A 15,254-nucleotide genomic window follows, 5' to 3' on the forward strand; every position below is an offset into this window, starting at 1 on the left:
CTTCAGTTAACGGAATAAGTAACAATACTTATTCCGTTAACTGACTTCATTTTTATATTTATAATTATAGGTCAGAAATCATTCCACCATCTACTACAAATTGAGCTCCAGTTGAATAGCTAGAATCATCAGAGGCAAGGTATACAACCAAATTAGATACTTCTTCTACTTCTGCTCTTCTTCTTAGTGGAATATCTTGTTCAAGTTGCTTAAGATATTCTTCAACATCTGGTTGGTCAGCCATAGGTGTTTTGATAATTCCTGGATGTACAGAATTTACACGGATGTTATATTGTCCAAGCTCAGTAGCCGCACCTTTAGTCATACCAGTTACAGCATGTTTAGAAGCACTATACGCAATAGCCGTTGGCGCACTTACCAAACCATCTACAGATGAAATGTTAATAATAGAACCAACACCAGCTTTTTTCATAGAAGGAAGTGATTTTTGCATTCCTAAGAATACGCCAAGCTCGTCTACTTTAAATGTTAATTCGAAGTCTTTTACAGTTAGTTCTTCTAATGTTTTGAAGATACCAATTCCTGCGTTGTTTACTAACACGTTGATAGGACCAAAAGTTTCTTCTGTTTTTGCTACAACTTCTACCCAGTTCTCTTCACTAGCAACATCTAATTTAAGAGCGATTGCGTTTTCTCCTAATTCATCGGCTAGTTTTTGTGCACCTTCAAAGTTAAGGTCAGTAATCGCTACTTTCGCGCCTTCTTCCACGAATTTACGAACATGCATAGCACCCATACCTTGTGCTGCACCTGTAATGATTGCTACTTTACCGTCTAATTTCCCCATCATGTATTCCTCCATGTTTATATAGAATTTGAACAACCGTAAGATAAAATCACCTTACTTATCTAGTATCTACTTCACAACTAATATTTGTCAAAGAAATGGTTTTCTCCTAGTTTAATATGCAATTTAATAGGAGCCAATCTTTAGGCCAGGCTCGAGCCATAACTATAGAATGATCCAATCAAAATGTTACTCTTTCTTAAAAATAGTAACGAATCTTTTAGTATTCCTAACCATATAAGAATTAGTAATGGCCAAAATAATTATTGTGAAATTAATCACAAAGTGCTATCATTATTAATGAGGTTAAATAATGATCACCTAGAAGTGAGCGATCTTATTCTCACTAATATTTTAATATTTTATTCTTCTCATAAAGGAGATTACATAAAGGAGATTTATAAATGTCTGAAGAAAAATTGTCAGAATTAATTAGTCCTGAAGCTGTGATTAATTTTGAAACTGGTGCGATTAAAGCAAGCACTTTGGATTCAATCATTAATCTTTTGCCATTTGAAATGGGTTTTTGCGATGCCAACGATATTTTCCGATGGTATTCAAATAATCCAGACCGTGTGCATGGTCGTCGTAAAGAAGCAATTGATCGCCATGTACTTGAGCTCCACCCAAAAGTGGCTCACCATGTTAAAAAATTGTTGAACGATTTCCATTCAGGAGCACGCGACGATTAGGAATTTTGGTTCCCAAAACGCTCTGGTGAAACTGTTCAAATTTACCAAAAATTCATGGCAGTACGTGATGAAAATGGAAAATACCTTGGCTGTATGGATGTGACAGTTAATATCGAGCTTTTCCAAGGTAAAGAAGGAAAAAATACCCCTGAGACTATTAACGAATTTATAGCTGTAAAGCCTGAAGATTCTTTATTACATGAATAATCGATGCTGGCAAGTGGTATAAAAAATACAGACAGGCAACACCACTAGTGTATAAAGGAGTATAATATTTTCGGAAGTGGCTAACATATTAATGGACTTTTTGCTTAAATACACTGGAGGAATTATGTATGAAACATTTTACTAAAGAAGAAAAGATAACGATTTTATCTGACATGATAGCGATTAAAACGATTAATGAAAACGAAATCGAAGTGGCAAATTACTTGAAAGATTTATTTGCTAAATACGGCATCGACTCTAAAATTGTTCCAGTTACAGAAACTCGTGTTAACTTAGTGGCTGAAATTGGAAGCGGGAGTCCAGTCATTGGTGTTTCTGGTCATATGGATGTCGTTTCACCTGGAGATGAAAGCGAGTGGACAACTGATCCGTTCACATTGACAGAAAGAGACGGAAAATTATACGGACGTGGAACAAATGACATGAAAGCAGGTTTAGTTAACCTTGCTTTAGTGATGATTGAACTCAAAGAAAATAATGAACTAAAAAATGGTACCGTACGTTTTATGGCAACGACTGGTGAAGAAGTCGGTGGTGCAGGTTCTAAAAAACTATACGAAGAAGGCTATATGGATGATGTAGATTATCTATGGGTTGCTGAACCTTCTCATGACACGATTATTTACTCTCACAAAGGATCATTAAACTTGCGTGTAACGTCTAGTGGTGAAGCAGCACACAGTTCGATGCCTGACCAGGGTTATAACGCGATTAATCCATTAATGGAATATCTATTAGAAGTAGACGAAAAGTTGAATGGCGATGATCGTAAAAATAAAGTTCTAGATAAATTGGTTATGAGTACAACTATTTTTAATGCAGGGAACCAAGTAAACTCCGTTCCAGAAAAAGCAGTTGCTGAAATAAACGTGCGGACTATTCCAGAATTTGATAACGATGAAGTGATTGACTTATTCAACACAACAGCGAGCATTTACAATAAAAAAGGCTCTGAAATTGATGTCGAAGTGACAATGTCATTACCAAGTGTTTTCACTTCAGGACAGTCTGAAATGGTTGATCTTACGAAAGAACTCGGTAAGAAATATTTAGATTTAGAGATTTCTGTTAAAGGTTCGCCAGGGGTGACGGATGCATCAAACTTATTACGAGGTAAAGATGAAAACTTCCCATTCATGATGTTTGGTCCAGGCGAAACAAAAATGGCACACAAAACAGATGAATATGTCTACAAAGATTACTACTTTGCATTCTTCGATATATATAAAGAGTTAATTTTAGGATTATCGAAATAAAAGAAACTTTTTAAACAATATAGAGGTGACTACCATTTTTGGTGGTTATTTCTTTTTCCTTTTTATACTACACTTCTTCTTTTTGCGAATAAAGGGTCAGTCCCCACCATATTAAAGTGATAGAGAAAGGACTGACCCTTGGCCTCCCTGACCTAATCCTTCAAATAGAGTGTTTCCTATATTGCGATGGAGACATGGAAGTGCTTTTTTTAAATACCCTACTAAAATAATTTAAATCATTAAATCCAATCATAAGGGCAATTTCTGTAATGGATACATTTCCCTTTTGTAAGTATAACTTTGCTTCTTCCACTCTTTTTTGATTAATATAATCGATGATATTCATATTCGTATCTGCTTTGAATTTTCGTGAAAGATGTGAAGCATTGACATGGATCTTGGAAGCAATTTTATTTAATGTTAAGGCATCTTCTAAATGCAAATGAATATAATCTACGGCTTTCTTTACAATAGCGCTAAAATGGCGTGTCGAAATCTTTTTTACTGTAGTACAATATTCATTAATCATCACGACACCCAACTTTTTTAAATCGTTGAGATTTGGCGCTCTTTCAATCAAAATCGCAAACTTTTCGGATAGATGATGAATATAAATGGGAGGAACGCCACCCCTTTCAGCGGCTGTCCTACAAATCGTGTTCATAACCAATGTGATATTTTTTATAGACCTTAGTGGACTTTCAGGTATTCGATCCGCAAAGTTTGAGAGAATGTTCATGTTATTTTCGTTTGAAATCCGTGTTATTTCGTCTGTATTTCCTTTGGCGATGGCATTCATGATATCTTTTTCTAATTGGAGCCTAGCTTCAATCAGGTTTTTATTCTCAGCAATTTCTATTTTTAAATGGTCTCTATTTATCGGTGAATGGACAACATCTGTCGTTATTAGTTGGGATTCAATATGGCTATGTGCACATACATTTACTAGCAACTCACCAATACGATTGGAATCCATCCTACTCATAACGGATAATGATTGATAAAATGCTTCGAGTTGTTTTCGTTCGCTTATGGGTATTTTGTTTTTAGTTATAATACTACTGATAAAACCAATGCTAGGTACATTGGAAACAAAAGGACCAATTAAAATGAATCCGTGAATTTTAGCCCCTTTCCAAATCCCTGTTGCAATGTATTCCAGGTTAAAAGAGTTCACATGATAGTAATAGCTAGTTGTTTCATTCTTTTTTAGTTGCTCCATAATCGTAAAGAACTCTTTGTCTAAGCCTTGAATTGTTACTGGATTAAGGTGATCTACTAGCTGAAACAGAGCATGCCCATTTTTATCAATAAATCGAATATCAATTTTAGTAATCGCGTTCAATAGATTACACTTCTTTTTGAAGTCACTTATATCATTTTCCCAACCTACGCTCATATAATCGCCTCTTTATTTCAGTGTTTTCTTAATTATACACAAATAATAAAAACGAAGACATATATGTACTAGTTAAATCAAAATAATGCGAGCTTTATTTGTAATCACCTACTATAATTGAAGTAATTTAACTTATTTGAAAGCAAAGGAAAAACATCAACTAAGGCTGCGTATTAAAATTCAATCCACCTGATATTTCCATACTCTATTATGACGGAATATTTCATCTAAGAGGGCTTTATGAAAAGCTGCAATACCCGCTAATGCAATGGAAACTAGGAGGCAATAAAATGATGAGTCAGGCTCAGAAAGAAATAGAACCGGATTACGAAAATAATACTTTAGGGTCAGTAAAGCCTTTTGGTATAAGGGATAAATTAGGTTATTTATTTGGAGATTTTGGAAGCAGTTTATTTTTTATGTTGGTAACTACCTACTTAATGATTTATTACACGGATATCTTACATGTTAGCGCAGCAATGGTTGGTAGTTTATTTTTGTTTGTAAATATTTGGAATGCCTGTGTTGATGTACTATGGGGACGCTTTCTAGACTCAAGGAGGAATAGAAACAAAAGCAAATTCATCCCCTGGATATTCCGCATGTCATTTCCGCTAGTTATTGCAGGTGTCCTCATGTTTGTGAAGATTCCCGGAATGCCGGATGGCTTCTATGTTGGATGGTCCGTTGTCATGTATATTCTTTGGGGCACTTTATATTCTACCGTGAATATTCCTTATGGTTCCATGGCATCCGTCATTACGAATGATCCAGTAGAGCGTACATCACTATCCACTTGGAGAACGATGGGTTCGTCGATTGCCATGTTAATTATAAGTGTTGGTGGACCACTCATTTTATTTGAAAATAATATAGCAAGTGCGGACCGCTTTTTGTTGACAGCAGTTCTATTTGGATTCTTGTCTCTTGCATTGCTTCAAACTTGTGTCAGGTTATCAACGGAGCGAATTACGGTACCTAAGATGGAAAAGAAAACAGGTGATTTAAAACGAACTGCCAGCGCACTTATGAAAAACAAATCTCTCCTGTGGTTGTTACTTGTCTCACTCATTTCGATGACGACGATGATGATGATTGGCGTTGTAAATATTTATTTGTTTAAAAATTACTTTGGTAACACAATTGCATTAAGTGTTGTTGGATTTATTCAGACTGCTACCGTATTTATTGCGATGCCAATGATTACCCCTGCAGTTATGAGGTTTGGAAAAAAAGAAATCGGTTCGGCGGGACTACTTATTGCATCTGTTGCCTATTTACTATTATATATTTTACCGGATGTCTCCGTAACCTTGTTCGTCATGTTAACAGCAGTAGGTATGTTTGGAATGAACTTATTTAACATCATCACTTGGGCATTTGTTACAGATGTTGCGGATTATCATGAGTATATTACTGGAATGAGGGAAGACGGGACCGTTTATTCAATCTATTCCTTTTCGCGAAAAATCGGTCAAGCACTTGCAGGTGGACTTGCTGGGTTTGCAATAACGGCAGTGGGGTACGATGCAGCGAATGGAACACAGTCGCAAAATGTACTTGATGGCATTTATTCACTTGCCACCTTGGTACCAGGAGTATTGTTTTTAGTAGGATTTTTAGTCCTAGCCATTTTTTATCCGCTAAATAAAAAGCGTACGAATCAACTTGCAGCTAATCTGATTAAAAATAGAAAGGAAAACACTAGCTTTTAAGGATTTAAAAAATGAGAAACCAAAATATCCACACAAATGTGATAAGCTAATTCTAAAACGAATCAGAATGGGAGTATACATATGTTTGAACTAACGATCATGGAATGGCTTGTTGTCATCCTTTGTGCTATTTTCATAGGTTTTTCAAAAACGGGATTGCCAAACATGATTATTCTCGTTGTTACAGTGCTTACGTTCATTTTTCCAGCAAAAGAATCAGTTGGTATTCTGCTTCCTATGTTGTTGGTGGGGGACATATTTGCAGTGACGTATTATCGTAGAAATGTCATTTGGAAACATCTCATCAAACTAATTCCTTGGGTATTGATAGGGATTCTATCAGGCTATTTTGTACTCTCGCAAGTAAGCAGCGGGCAGTTGAAACCCCTCATTGGCATCATTGTGCTGACAATGATTGTGCTTCAGCTAACACGGCAGAAATTCGGAGAAAGGTTCAATCAACTTTTGCCAACATCTCTTTGGTTTGTTGCATTAATGGGGATTTTAGGCGGATTCACGACCATCGTAGGAAATGCTGCTGGTGCCGTGATGACCATTTATCTATTAGTGAAAGGTCTATCAAAGGAAGATTTTGTCGGCACTGCTGCATGGTTTTTCCTGTTCGTAAATCTGATCAAGTTTCCGTTTTACCTGCAATTGGGGTTAATTAATCAAGCTTCATTGACTTTTAACCTATGGATGGTTCCGGCAATTATTGCTGGTGTATTTATTGGTATTAAAATCTTGCCGCTTATACCAAGGAAGGTTTTCGGGAGGCTTGTCCTCGGACTAGCAGCGTTAGGCGGGATAAATTTATTGTTATAAATTCATATAGTTTCGTTACCATGTGGCAACTTCTTCTATGCTAATATGGAAGATAATGTAACGACTGAAGTTTACACAATCAAAAAAGAAATTGAAAATATTTTTTAACCATACTTAATTGGAGGGAGTATATTGAAGCCTAAAATGAAAAGAACAGGTTTAATGAATAACGATGATATATGGAACGCTGTTATCCAAGTGATATGCACATATGATTTTCCAACAGAAAATAAAACCACTAATGAAAATTTCATTGTGTTTCAATATTTTGCAGAACTTGAAAGCGGTGGGCATGAAATGTTACTTACATGGTTTTCCGATTATATAAAAGAAGTAGGCATTAATCATTACATGAAAGAGCTAATAAGTATACTTGAAGAAATTGGTGCTCATGATTATGCTTTGATTGAGAAAAAGTACATTGAACAGTTGTGGCAACTGTACTTAACTTTAGAAAATGATGAGAATAAAGAAAATGAATTTTATAGCATTATTGAAAGAGCGGACAGTGCGTATCACAAGTTGAATGGGAAGATAGGACATTTATTAGAAAGTTATTTTGTTAAAATACATACCGATTTGATTGAGGTAATTGAAGATTGAATTGTAGTAACGAGTGTTGTTTTACTTGTCTTCAACAAACGGGCCATATTGTTTAGCAAGAGGAAATAAAGAATAACTACTTTTAAAACGATTATTAAAAGTAGTTATTCTGATTCGAATGCAATTCGGCTGCTATATTTTTAATGCCATCTTGAATTTTGTGAACTCCTACATTGGAAACATTAATTTTCAGAAGTAAGTTTGATTCAAATAATTTAACTAAGTAGCCAAGAACCTGAAAAAATACTCAATAGTTCTAATAATAGCAAGAATAAGGACAAATACATTTACATATATTTGGGAAGGAAGTGCAAATGAGGAGGGACATAATGGCGAATCCGATCGTAATGAGGTCCTTGGATGAAATTCAATTTTGGTCGAGGATCATGAAGGAGCATGCTTTATTTTTAAGCTTGGGATTTACCTATGAACAGAACAAATTAATTGAAGAAGCCCAGCAGTTCATCACTCTTTTTGAACGAATAGAAGAAAAGTTGGCAAGGTTTACTGTAAATTCGGATTTACAACAAGTTCAAGCTTTTAACAGTGAGGTTTATCAAGCAGCTGTTGCAATTTGGAGTTACAAAAGAAAAGTTTTAGGGTTAACTTTACGTTGTGAAATCCAATCAAATAACTTTCCATTATTAGTCGACCATATTAGCAGAGAAGCAGCTTATTTTGCCAATAGATTAAAAGATCTCAACGAAGGAAAACTTGCCCCTGAACCTGATAGCATCATTCAGGAAAATTTATTCTTCTTAAGAATTATGGCTGACCATTCTAAATTTATCGGACATCTTTTAGATCCTTCCGAAAGAAAGCTAGTAGAACAGGCGAGAGAATTTAGTCATGATTTTGATCAACTGGTTTTCCAGGCGGTTGATTTAGACTCAATGCGACCGCAATCTGAAACTGCCCCAATATTGGATCAATTCTTGGATCAAAACAGAGTTTCAGTAGTTTCCTTACGTGACTTTAAGAAAACAGCAAGAGACTTAATTGAGGCTTGTCGTATTAAAAGTAATATTCATCCACTCCTAGCTGATCATACATTTAGAGAAGCTGAAAGGTTTTTGGAAATTATAGATTTATTCGATACTCATCTTTCAAGATCAAATCAGTAAAGTAAATCAATTCAGCTGCCATACCAGGTAGCTTTTTTTGTTTTATTCTTTATGGTTATGCATTATGCCTCACCGTCTTTGTTCAAGGGGGACAATGTCACCATTAGGGAATTCCTTTACTAGCTTTCCGTCTATTTCCCATGTTCGTTCTTCCATACATTATGCAATTAAAAAGTTTGATGGAATGAAACTTATTTTTATTATATTTATTGTATAATTATGCATACCTTTGTTTGAAAGTTTGGTAAAATAATAAAGCAATAAAATAAATATATAGAAATAAGGGGACTTTTATGGAATTATTCTTAACATACGTTTTAGCAGGATTAGCTGTTGCAATGCCAATAGGTGCAATCACGGTGGAAATGTCTAAACAAGGACTGAAAAACGGATTTATGCATGGTTGGGCTGTGGGCCTAGGTGGAATGACTATTGATCTAATTTTAATAGTTGCTCTTTATCTTGGTTTAGCTTCGATTCTCCAAATTCCGTTTATACAGGTACCAATGTGGCTTGTAGGTGCAGTATTTTTATTTTTTATAGGTTTTGAATCGATTAAGAATGCTGATAAAGATATTACACTTTCAGGGAAGAAGCCGAATAAGTCATTTATCTCCTCTTATTGGAATGGATTCCTTGTTGCTATATCTCCTGGTAACATTGTTTTTTGGTTAACTGTTTTTGGAACAGTATTAACCAATTCATATGATACTTCAGAGCCAGCGATGTTTTTAATTATTGCGGCAGGAGTTTTGACAGGTATTTTGCTTCACGATATAGGTTTATTAGCTATTTTGGCTTATACCAGAAAGATAATGAACCGTAAAATGATAAAGCGATTTTCCATTATTGCTGGCTTGGTGTTAATTGGTTTTGCTGGTTATTTTGTTTATGAGTTTATTGTTGGAATGAAAGATTTGATTTAATAAATTATTGGGGACTTGTTGAGCTGGTGCTTTTATTGAAAGAAGGAGTTGTCATTTCGGCAACAGCTATCGTTTATTGTGTTAAATGGCAGGTTAGTGGAAATGTGTAAATAACTTTAAAAGGAGTGCTAAAAATGCAGTTAAAAATTTTGGATTCAACTTTTTCCGTTATAAAATTCCCCCCAACCGAAACGATACCATTATGGGCATTGAACTGCGCTGTATTTTCTATTACCCGAACAGATGAGGAACTTTCAATTGTGTGCCCTTCCAAATGTTTACCAACCAATGGGGTATTTAAGGATGTAGAAAATGATTGGAAGTGTATAAAAGTAGAAGGTGTTTTAGACTTTAGCTTAACTGGAATATTAGCTTCTTTAGCGAATACATTAGCCGAGAATAAAATCAGTATATTTGCTATTTCAACTTTTAATACGGATTACCTACTTGTTAAAAGTCATTCAATTGAGAGGGCAAGAGTCGTATTAGAGAATGATGGTCACACTTTTAGCAGTATTTAAAAAGTTTATTTCACTAATGGGCAGAATAAATTAATATGGCAAATCCCAGGTTTATCGTAAGATTATTTGAAAAATAAGTTGTTTAAGAGGTGGAGGAATTATGGAATTATTTCAAGCTACTATTGAAGATTTAGATGGAGTATCAAATTTATTTAATTTGTATCGGATGTTTTACCAACAAGAAACTGATATGGAAGGTGCTAAAACTTACATAAAAGAACGTATAGAAAGCAAGGAGTCCGTTATATTTGTTGTTAAAGATAAGCAAAACTATATCGGATTTATTCAACTTTATCCTACATTTTCATCTATATCTATGAAAAGAGCTTGGATATTAAATGACTTATATGTTGATACAAAAGCAAGAAAACAAGGAGTAGGAGAAATGCTCTTAGATAAAGCAAAAGAATACGCAATTGAAACAGGTGCTAAAAGCCTTAGTCTTAGTACAGCACAAGATAATTATTCTGCTCAACGATTATATGAAAAAAGTGGATACAAAAAGGATTCTCAATTTTTTCATTATGAATTAGATTTAGCTGAATAGCCTTTAAATGGTTATTCAACTATGGTGCAAGACTTGAGCAAGAAAGAAACAACAAAAAAACATAAAGGGAGATAATATATGATTGGTTGTGATAGTTTGAACGTTTCCTTTGCCACCAATTCTGCAATAAATCTTCCACCTTGTTTTAAACTCTCATATGGAATGGAGTGCTTGCATTGGCGGCTTTACCCAATGAAGTGTAGCGTTAGAGAAAACCGCATCAAATTCATTATTGTATTCCAGGTCTGTCGCATCCTGAACCATAAATTTAATATTTGGGTATTTACGCATTGCTTGCAAAACCATATTTTTAGATTTATCTACCCCTATAACATTTACATTTTGATCATACAACCTCTTAGCCAAATCACCTGTACCACAGCCAAGGTCAAGAATTTTCTCGCCTGCTTTTGGAGCTAATAATTCAATTAGATTATCCCCATAATTTGAAACAAATGAATATTTTATATCATATAAACTTGCATTCCAAGTGTCCTTCACACCTTGGTTTTTTTTCATATTTAACTTCTCCCTTACTCGTCAAATTGTACATCCAAATATGCTGTATATTTCTATTAATTAGATTATAATTGAAAGAGGAAATAATAGAAATTAAAAATTGATAACGAACTGTTATTACGTATAAGAATTTTTCGTTATAAGAGGAGGACTATTTTATGAAAAGTAATAGAAAAATTTTAATAGCAATCGTTACTTTCGTGTTCGTAATTTTATTAGCAGCTTGTGAAAACTCATCTAATGAATCAAGTGCTAAGTTGGACAATCAGTCACAAAATAACAATTCATCTCAAGACACAAACGACGATTCTTCTAATGTAGATTCAACAGAAAGTGCTTCAAAAACCAGTGAAACAGACATTAATAATGTAAATGAAAAAGAGGATACGTCAAACAATGTATCCGAAAAAGAAGAAAATCCATCTACTGATAATACTACTGAGAGTCTGAAGGAAGCGTATCTCGAAAAATTAAACAATACTAAAATAGAAGCGGAAGAATTGGAACCAACAGATTCTTCGACATTCGCTTTGAAAAAAGTGGAAAACGATAGATGGGATCTATGGGATGGATTGTTGAATGAAATTTATGGAGTTTTAAAGGAGCAACTACTGCCAAATGAGATGAACCAATTAAGAGAGGAACAACGAAATTGGATACAATATAGAGATGATCAAGCATTGGAAGCATCGCTAAAATATAAAGGCGGTACGCAGGAGCACTTGGAATATGTGTCTGTGCTAGCAAATCTTACAGAAGAAAGATGCTATGAGTTGGTTGCAGATTATATGAAGTAATTTTCGATAGGGCTCGGAAACGATACATAATTTGAATAAAAGAAACGAGGATAATTTTAATATGATTCAATTAGAATATTTCGAGACATCGGATTTTCAGCAACTTATCAATTGGATAGAAACCCCAGAGCTTTTACGTCAGTGGGGAGGGCCTGCATTTGACTTTCCCTTAACGGTAAACCAGTTAGAAAAATATATGGAGAATGCCAATAGTGATAGCTCAGATACGTTGGTTTACAAAGTAGTAGATAAAGAAACTGAAGCTGTTATTGGTCACATTTCTTTAGGGAGAATTGATCGGAAAAATAGATCTGCACGGATAGGTAAAGTATTAGTTGGTGACAAAAACGCAAGAGGCAAAGGAATAGGGGAGCAAATGATAAAGCAAATCCTTACTATTGCTTTTGATGAACTTTGTTTACATCGAATAAGTCTAGGAGTTTATGACTTTAATGTTGCTGCTATATCCTGTTATGAAAAAGTTGGATTTATAAAAGAGGGATTGCTTAGAGACTCTGCAAAAAATGGGGATGAATACTGGAGTTCATGGGAAATGAGTGTATTAGAAAAGGAATGGATGGAAAGAAATGGGCAATGGGTCAGTCTGCCACCCCGTTAAAGCGATAGCAAAGTGGCGGACAGATGCTATTTTATGTGTTCCACAATCGTGGACCGTGGGGACAGGTTTCTTGGACCGATCAATTTTTCCCCCTTATTATATAGTAGACTTAAAAAACATCCCAAATTCCTACTCCTCTTTATAATAATTATTTCAGAATACTACGGTTTTCATAATATGGTATATAAAATAACATTACGTTATGATAATCCTATCCACGTGGGCCCGACCAGTAAACCTGTCCCCATGGACCGACCCATAATCTAGCGCAAGATATAATGATGCCTTAAAAATGTTTTAAAGCTTCTCGCTTACTAAGTGGTTTTAAGTAATGGTCCGTAACAAATGCGCTTACGTTCTCGGGGCGAGTTTTGGCATATTCACGAAGTATCCATCCAATTGCCTTTTGTACAAAGAAATCATCACTAGTTGCTCGTCTTAAAATGTAGCGGAATAGCAGTTCCTCATCTGTTTTATCTTTGTATTTTAGCTGATACAATATGGCCGACCTCTGTAACCAAATATTATCATCTTCAATCCATTTATCCGCAAATGAAGGGATAAGTTCAGGCTGAATGGAAAATAGATATCCCATTATATGAGGAGAAAGTACATCTACCGTATCCCACCACGACTTTTTAACAATCAAACTGGATAACCAAACCATATCGTCCTTGGTTAATTCCTTTTTGGACACTTCGAGAATATCAAGGGCTGCTTTTTGATATTCCCGTTCTGGAAGATCCCAGAGCGTAAGGATGACATCTTTCAGCTCATCTTTTTGAGGTAATCCATTTTCTTTTATAAATTGTTTCGTTAATTTTCGACGAATAGGGGTTCGAATACCCAAGAAGTCGAATTGGTTTCTTAAATAGTTTTTAGACCATCTAGCAAATTCAACATCCGTATGTTTTGAATACATCGTTACAAGTTCTTGAACGTATGAATTTATTGAATCAGTCATCATTATTGCCACCTTACATTTCGTTTTACGGACTACTTTCATTGTACTACAAGAACTCTATTAAATTAATTTTGGAACTTTTCCCTGGCATATAGAAACTTTTATCAATTGATAATCGTATAAGAATTAACAGAATCCGAATGAAATTATATAGTAGCAATATCTATTAATGAAGGAGGCATCGTATGAAACAACTTTATATAAAGCAGAAGGTATTCAGTCTAAGTAGTAAGTTTACGGTAAAAGATCAGCAGGAGAAGGATGTTTATTTTGTTGAGGGCAGTTTTATGCAGGTTCCAAAGACTTTCTCTATTAGAAATAATGCAAGTGATGAAGTTGCACGTATTACAAAAAAGGTGTTCAGCTTTTTACCAAAGTTTTTGGTTGAGGTGAATGGCCAAGAAGTGTTAACGATTAAGAAGGAGTTTTCTTTCTTTAAAGCACGTTATACGATTGATTCGGCGGGGATTGAAGTACATGGCAATTGGTGGGACATGAACTTTGAGGTGTACCAGCATGGTGAAGTCGTTGGGAAGGTGAGCAAAGAATGGTTCACTTGGGGAGATAGCTATAAGCTTCAAGTACTCAACGAAGAGATGGAGACTCTCGTTATTGCGCTCGTAGTCGCCGTTGATTGTGTGAAAGCTGATCAAGCATCCGCGTCCGCAGTGGCGGCTCCTTAATGTAGGGATTGAAATGCAGATAGGTTTTAGTTAGAAATTAAAACGGATAAATAATCATTGAAATAACATTCAACAAGCGGGGAATCATGTGTGGATTTCCTGCTTTTTATTATGGGGATAATTGTTCGAAAAAATCTGTCCCCATGGACTTACAAGCAGGAAAAAGGAAGTATTATGTCGAATAGTATTTAGTATGAACTACCTAAGACCTTTAACTTACAATTGAATAGGAGACGAAATGATGGGATTTTTTGATGTGGTTGGAAAGATTGCTTCAGCTGTTATAGAGGAATCATCAAAGAAGCAAGCAGAATTACAAAGAAAAGCAAATAGACAGGTACAAACATACGAACGAAAAGTTAATGCTGCTCAAAGATCAGATAAAATGAAAGATGCAGCATACGCTAAAAAAGTAAATGAAGCAAAAGCAAAATTAAATCAAATCAAAGGGAATCAAAGAGGAAAAAGTACAAATTCAGGAAGTCCAAGAAGTGTGGAAACGGGATCCACATCATTAAAGAGTATGGCAAATCCATTCTTATATTTAAATAAGCCTGGTGTCTACATATTGAAAATGGACGGCAGTATTAAGAAAGTTGGTAGTGCAAAAATTGGAGTCCAAAAAAGAATGCAACAATATTACGGTCTCAATCAACATTGTGGTTTAAACCAACATATCAACGAAAATAATAGAGATCGAATCCAAATGATCTTCCAACACTGCCCAGTGAACAAATGTGATGAACTGGAATCAAAATTGTTCGATAAACATGGAGGCGTCCAAGCAATGCCATGGGCTGTTAGAAGACCGCAAAATAGTGATGATACTTATCGCCTGAAGATTTAATTCGTGGAAATGTCCTGTAATAAGTATCAGTGGAGCAACAAAATAATAACTAATAATTATCCCCTCAACACTTGTGTCGAGAGAATTTTTGCAGGTATTACATAATCTTAATATCTTTTATAATTTAAGCTGCAGTATGTAATCCATCATAATTACTAATTTGTCCTAGGAAATGGTGCCA

16 protein-coding genes and 1 pseudogene are annotated in these 15,254 nt (G+C 35.0%); 13 read left to right on the forward strand and 4 right to left on the reverse strand.

Annotated features, from left to right (window positions below):
* Positions 1–64: 64 nt before the first annotated feature.
* Complete coding sequence (locus ACFOUV_RS17290) at positions 65–808, reverse strand: SDR family NAD(P)-dependent oxidoreductase (protein ID WP_379498083.1); 744 nt, start codon at positions 806–808, stop codon at positions 65–67.
* Positions 809–1,212: 404 nt separating this feature from the next.
* Here ACFOUV_RS17290 and ACFOUV_RS17295 point away from each other — a divergent pair, with 404 nt between their 5' ends.
* Both ACFOUV_RS17295 and ACFOUV_RS17300 read left to right on the forward strand, forming a co-directional pair.
* Positions 1,213–1,500: a PAS domain-containing protein gene (locus tag ACFOUV_RS17295; protein WP_379498030.1), complete on the forward strand. Its 288-nt coding sequence runs from the start codon at positions 1,213–1,215 to the stop codon at positions 1,498–1,500.
* A 335-nt stretch (positions 1,501–1,835) separates the two neighbouring features.
* Positions 1,836–2,984: an ArgE/DapE family deacylase gene (locus ACFOUV_RS17300; protein ID WP_379498031.1), complete on the forward strand. Its 1,149-nt coding sequence runs from the start codon at positions 1,836–1,838 to the stop codon at positions 2,982–2,984.
* A gap of 160 nt (positions 2,985–3,144) precedes the next feature.
* On the opposite strand, the gene ACFOUV_RS17305 is transcribed toward ACFOUV_RS17300, so the two are convergent.
* The gene (locus tag ACFOUV_RS17305) at positions 3,145–4,383 is read right to left on the reverse strand and encodes a helix-turn-helix domain-containing protein (RefSeq protein ID WP_379498032.1); all 1,239 of its coding nucleotides are present in this window, start codon (positions 4,381–4,383) and stop codon (positions 3,145–3,147) included.
* Positions 4,384–4,673: 290 nt separating this feature from the next.
* Between ACFOUV_RS17305 and ACFOUV_RS17310 the strand changes: the two genes are divergently transcribed.
* The 7 genes from ACFOUV_RS17310 (at position 4,674) to ACFOUV_RS17340 (ending at position 10,644) form a co-directional block, all read left to right on the forward strand.
* On the forward strand, positions 4,674–6,098 hold the full coding sequence (locus ACFOUV_RS17310) for an MFS transporter (protein WP_379498033.1): 1,425 nt from the start codon (positions 4,674–4,676) through the stop codon (positions 6,096–6,098).
* 81 nt (positions 6,099–6,179) lie between these two features.
* Positions 6,180–6,923: a sulfite exporter TauE/SafE family protein gene (locus ACFOUV_RS17315; RefSeq protein WP_379498034.1), complete on the forward strand. Its 744-nt coding sequence runs from the start codon at positions 6,180–6,182 to the stop codon at positions 6,921–6,923.
* A gap of 132 nt (positions 6,924–7,055) precedes the next feature.
* The gene (locus ACFOUV_RS17320) at positions 7,056–7,526 is read left to right on the forward strand and encodes a DMP19 family protein (RefSeq protein ID WP_379498035.1); all 471 of its coding nucleotides are present in this window, start codon (positions 7,056–7,058) and stop codon (positions 7,524–7,526) included.
* 329 nt (positions 7,527–7,855) lie between these two features.
* Positions 7,856–8,650 carry a DUF2935 domain-containing protein gene (locus ACFOUV_RS17325; protein WP_379498036.1) on the forward strand — a complete coding sequence of 265 codons (795 nt, stop codon included), beginning with the start codon at positions 7,856–7,858 and terminating at the stop codon, positions 8,648–8,650.
* A gap of 293 nt (positions 8,651–8,943) precedes the next feature.
* Positions 8,944–9,576: a LysE family translocator gene (locus ACFOUV_RS17330; protein ID WP_379498037.1), complete on the forward strand. Its 633-nt coding sequence runs from the start codon at positions 8,944–8,946 to the stop codon at positions 9,574–9,576.
* A gap of 134 nt (positions 9,577–9,710) precedes the next feature.
* Positions 9,711–10,097, forward strand: a complete 387-nt coding sequence (locus tag ACFOUV_RS17335) for an ACT domain-containing protein (protein WP_379498038.1) — start codon at positions 9,711–9,713, stop codon at positions 10,095–10,097.
* A 100-nt stretch (positions 10,098–10,197) separates the two neighbouring features.
* Complete coding sequence (locus ACFOUV_RS17340; protein WP_379498039.1) at positions 10,198–10,644, forward strand: GNAT family N-acetyltransferase; 447 nt, start codon at positions 10,198–10,200, stop codon at positions 10,642–10,644.
* Positions 10,645–10,731: 87 nt separating this feature from the next.
* Here the strand turns inward: ACFOUV_RS17340 and ACFOUV_RS17345 are convergent.
* Positions 10,732–11,163 (reverse strand): annotated as a pseudogene (locus ACFOUV_RS17345) (class I SAM-dependent methyltransferase); the annotation flags it as partial.
* A 158-nt stretch (positions 11,164–11,321) separates the two neighbouring features.
* On the opposite strand from ACFOUV_RS17345, the gene ACFOUV_RS17350 reads away from it, so the two are divergent.
* Together ACFOUV_RS17350 and ACFOUV_RS17355 are read left to right on the forward strand one after the other, a co-directional pair.
* Positions 11,322–11,960: a lysozyme inhibitor LprI family protein gene (locus ACFOUV_RS17350; protein WP_379498040.1), complete on the forward strand. Its 639-nt coding sequence runs from the start codon at positions 11,322–11,324 to the stop codon at positions 11,958–11,960.
* Between the two features lie 61 nt (positions 11,961–12,021).
* On the forward strand, positions 12,022–12,579 hold the full coding sequence (locus tag ACFOUV_RS17355; protein ID WP_379498041.1) for a GNAT family N-acetyltransferase: 558 nt from the start codon (positions 12,022–12,024) through the stop codon (positions 12,577–12,579).
* A 286-nt stretch (positions 12,580–12,865) separates the two neighbouring features.
* Here the strand turns inward: ACFOUV_RS17355 and ACFOUV_RS17360 are convergent, their stop codons facing one another.
* Positions 12,866–13,531 (reverse strand): DNA alkylation repair protein, encoded by a 666-nt coding sequence (locus ACFOUV_RS17360; protein WP_379498084.1) that lies wholly within the window; start codon positions 13,529–13,531, stop codon positions 12,866–12,868.
* A gap of 197 nt (positions 13,532–13,728) precedes the next feature.
* On the opposite strand from ACFOUV_RS17360, the gene ACFOUV_RS17365 reads away from it, so the two are divergent.
* Entirely contained in the window at positions 13,729–14,226 is a 498-nt protein-coding gene (locus ACFOUV_RS17365; protein ID WP_379498042.1) for an LURP-one-related/scramblase family protein, read from the forward strand.
* A gap of 238 nt (positions 14,227–14,464) precedes the next feature.
* Positions 14,465–15,073: a hypothetical protein gene (locus tag ACFOUV_RS17370; RefSeq protein ID WP_379498043.1), complete on the forward strand. Its 609-nt coding sequence runs from the start codon at positions 14,465–14,467 to the stop codon at positions 15,071–15,073.
* The last annotated feature ends 181 nt before the right edge of the window (positions 15,074–15,254 follow it).

The organism is Oceanobacillus longus (assembly GCF_042650085.1).
Lineage (GTDB): Bacteria > Bacillota > Bacilli > Bacillales > Amphibacillaceae > Oceanobacillus > Oceanobacillus longus.

Bases quoted from the DNA above. Each gene is read 5' to 3' on its own strand.
- ACFOUV_RS17290 (WP_379498083.1), bottom strand. From the start codon at position 808: ATGGGGAAATTAGACGGTAAAGTAGCAATCATTACAGGTGCAGCACAA.
- ACFOUV_RS17295 (WP_379498030.1), top strand. From the start codon at position 1,213: ATGTCTGAAGAAAAATTGTCAGAATTAATTAGTCCTGAAGCTGTGATT.
- ACFOUV_RS17300 (WP_379498031.1), top strand. From the start codon at position 1,836: ATGAAACATTTTACTAAAGAAGAAAAGATAACGATTTTATCTGACATG.
- ACFOUV_RS17305 (WP_379498032.1), bottom strand. From the start codon at position 4,383: ATGAGCGTAGGTTGGGAAAATGATATAAGTGACTTCAAAAAGAAGTGT.
- ACFOUV_RS17310 (WP_379498033.1), top strand. From the start codon at position 4,674: ATGATGAGTCAGGCTCAGAAAGAAATAGAACCGGATTACGAAAATAAT.
- ACFOUV_RS17315 (WP_379498034.1), top strand. From the start codon at position 6,180: ATGTTTGAACTAACGATCATGGAATGGCTTGTTGTCATCCTTTGTGCT.
- ACFOUV_RS17325 (WP_379498036.1), top strand. From the start codon at position 7,856: ATGGCGAATCCGATCGTAATGAGGTCCTTGGATGAAATTCAATTTTGG.
- ACFOUV_RS17330 (WP_379498037.1), top strand. From the start codon at position 8,944: ATGGAATTATTCTTAACATACGTTTTAGCAGGATTAGCTGTTGCAATG.
- ACFOUV_RS17335 (WP_379498038.1), top strand. From the start codon at position 9,711: ATGCAGTTAAAAATTTTGGATTCAACTTTTTCCGTTATAAAATTCCCC.
- ACFOUV_RS17340 (WP_379498039.1), top strand. From the start codon at position 10,198: ATGGAATTATTTCAAGCTACTATTGAAGATTTAGATGGAGTATCAAAT.
- ACFOUV_RS17350 (WP_379498040.1), top strand. From the start codon at position 11,322: ATGAAAAGTAATAGAAAAATTTTAATAGCAATCGTTACTTTCGTGTTC.
- ACFOUV_RS17355 (WP_379498041.1), top strand. From the start codon at position 12,022: ATGATTCAATTAGAATATTTCGAGACATCGGATTTTCAGCAACTTATC.
- ACFOUV_RS17365 (WP_379498042.1), top strand. From the start codon at position 13,729: ATGAAACAACTTTATATAAAGCAGAAGGTATTCAGTCTAAGTAGTAAG.
- ACFOUV_RS17370 (WP_379498043.1), top strand. From the start codon at position 14,465: ATGATGGGATTTTTTGATGTGGTTGGAAAGATTGCTTCAGCTGTTATA.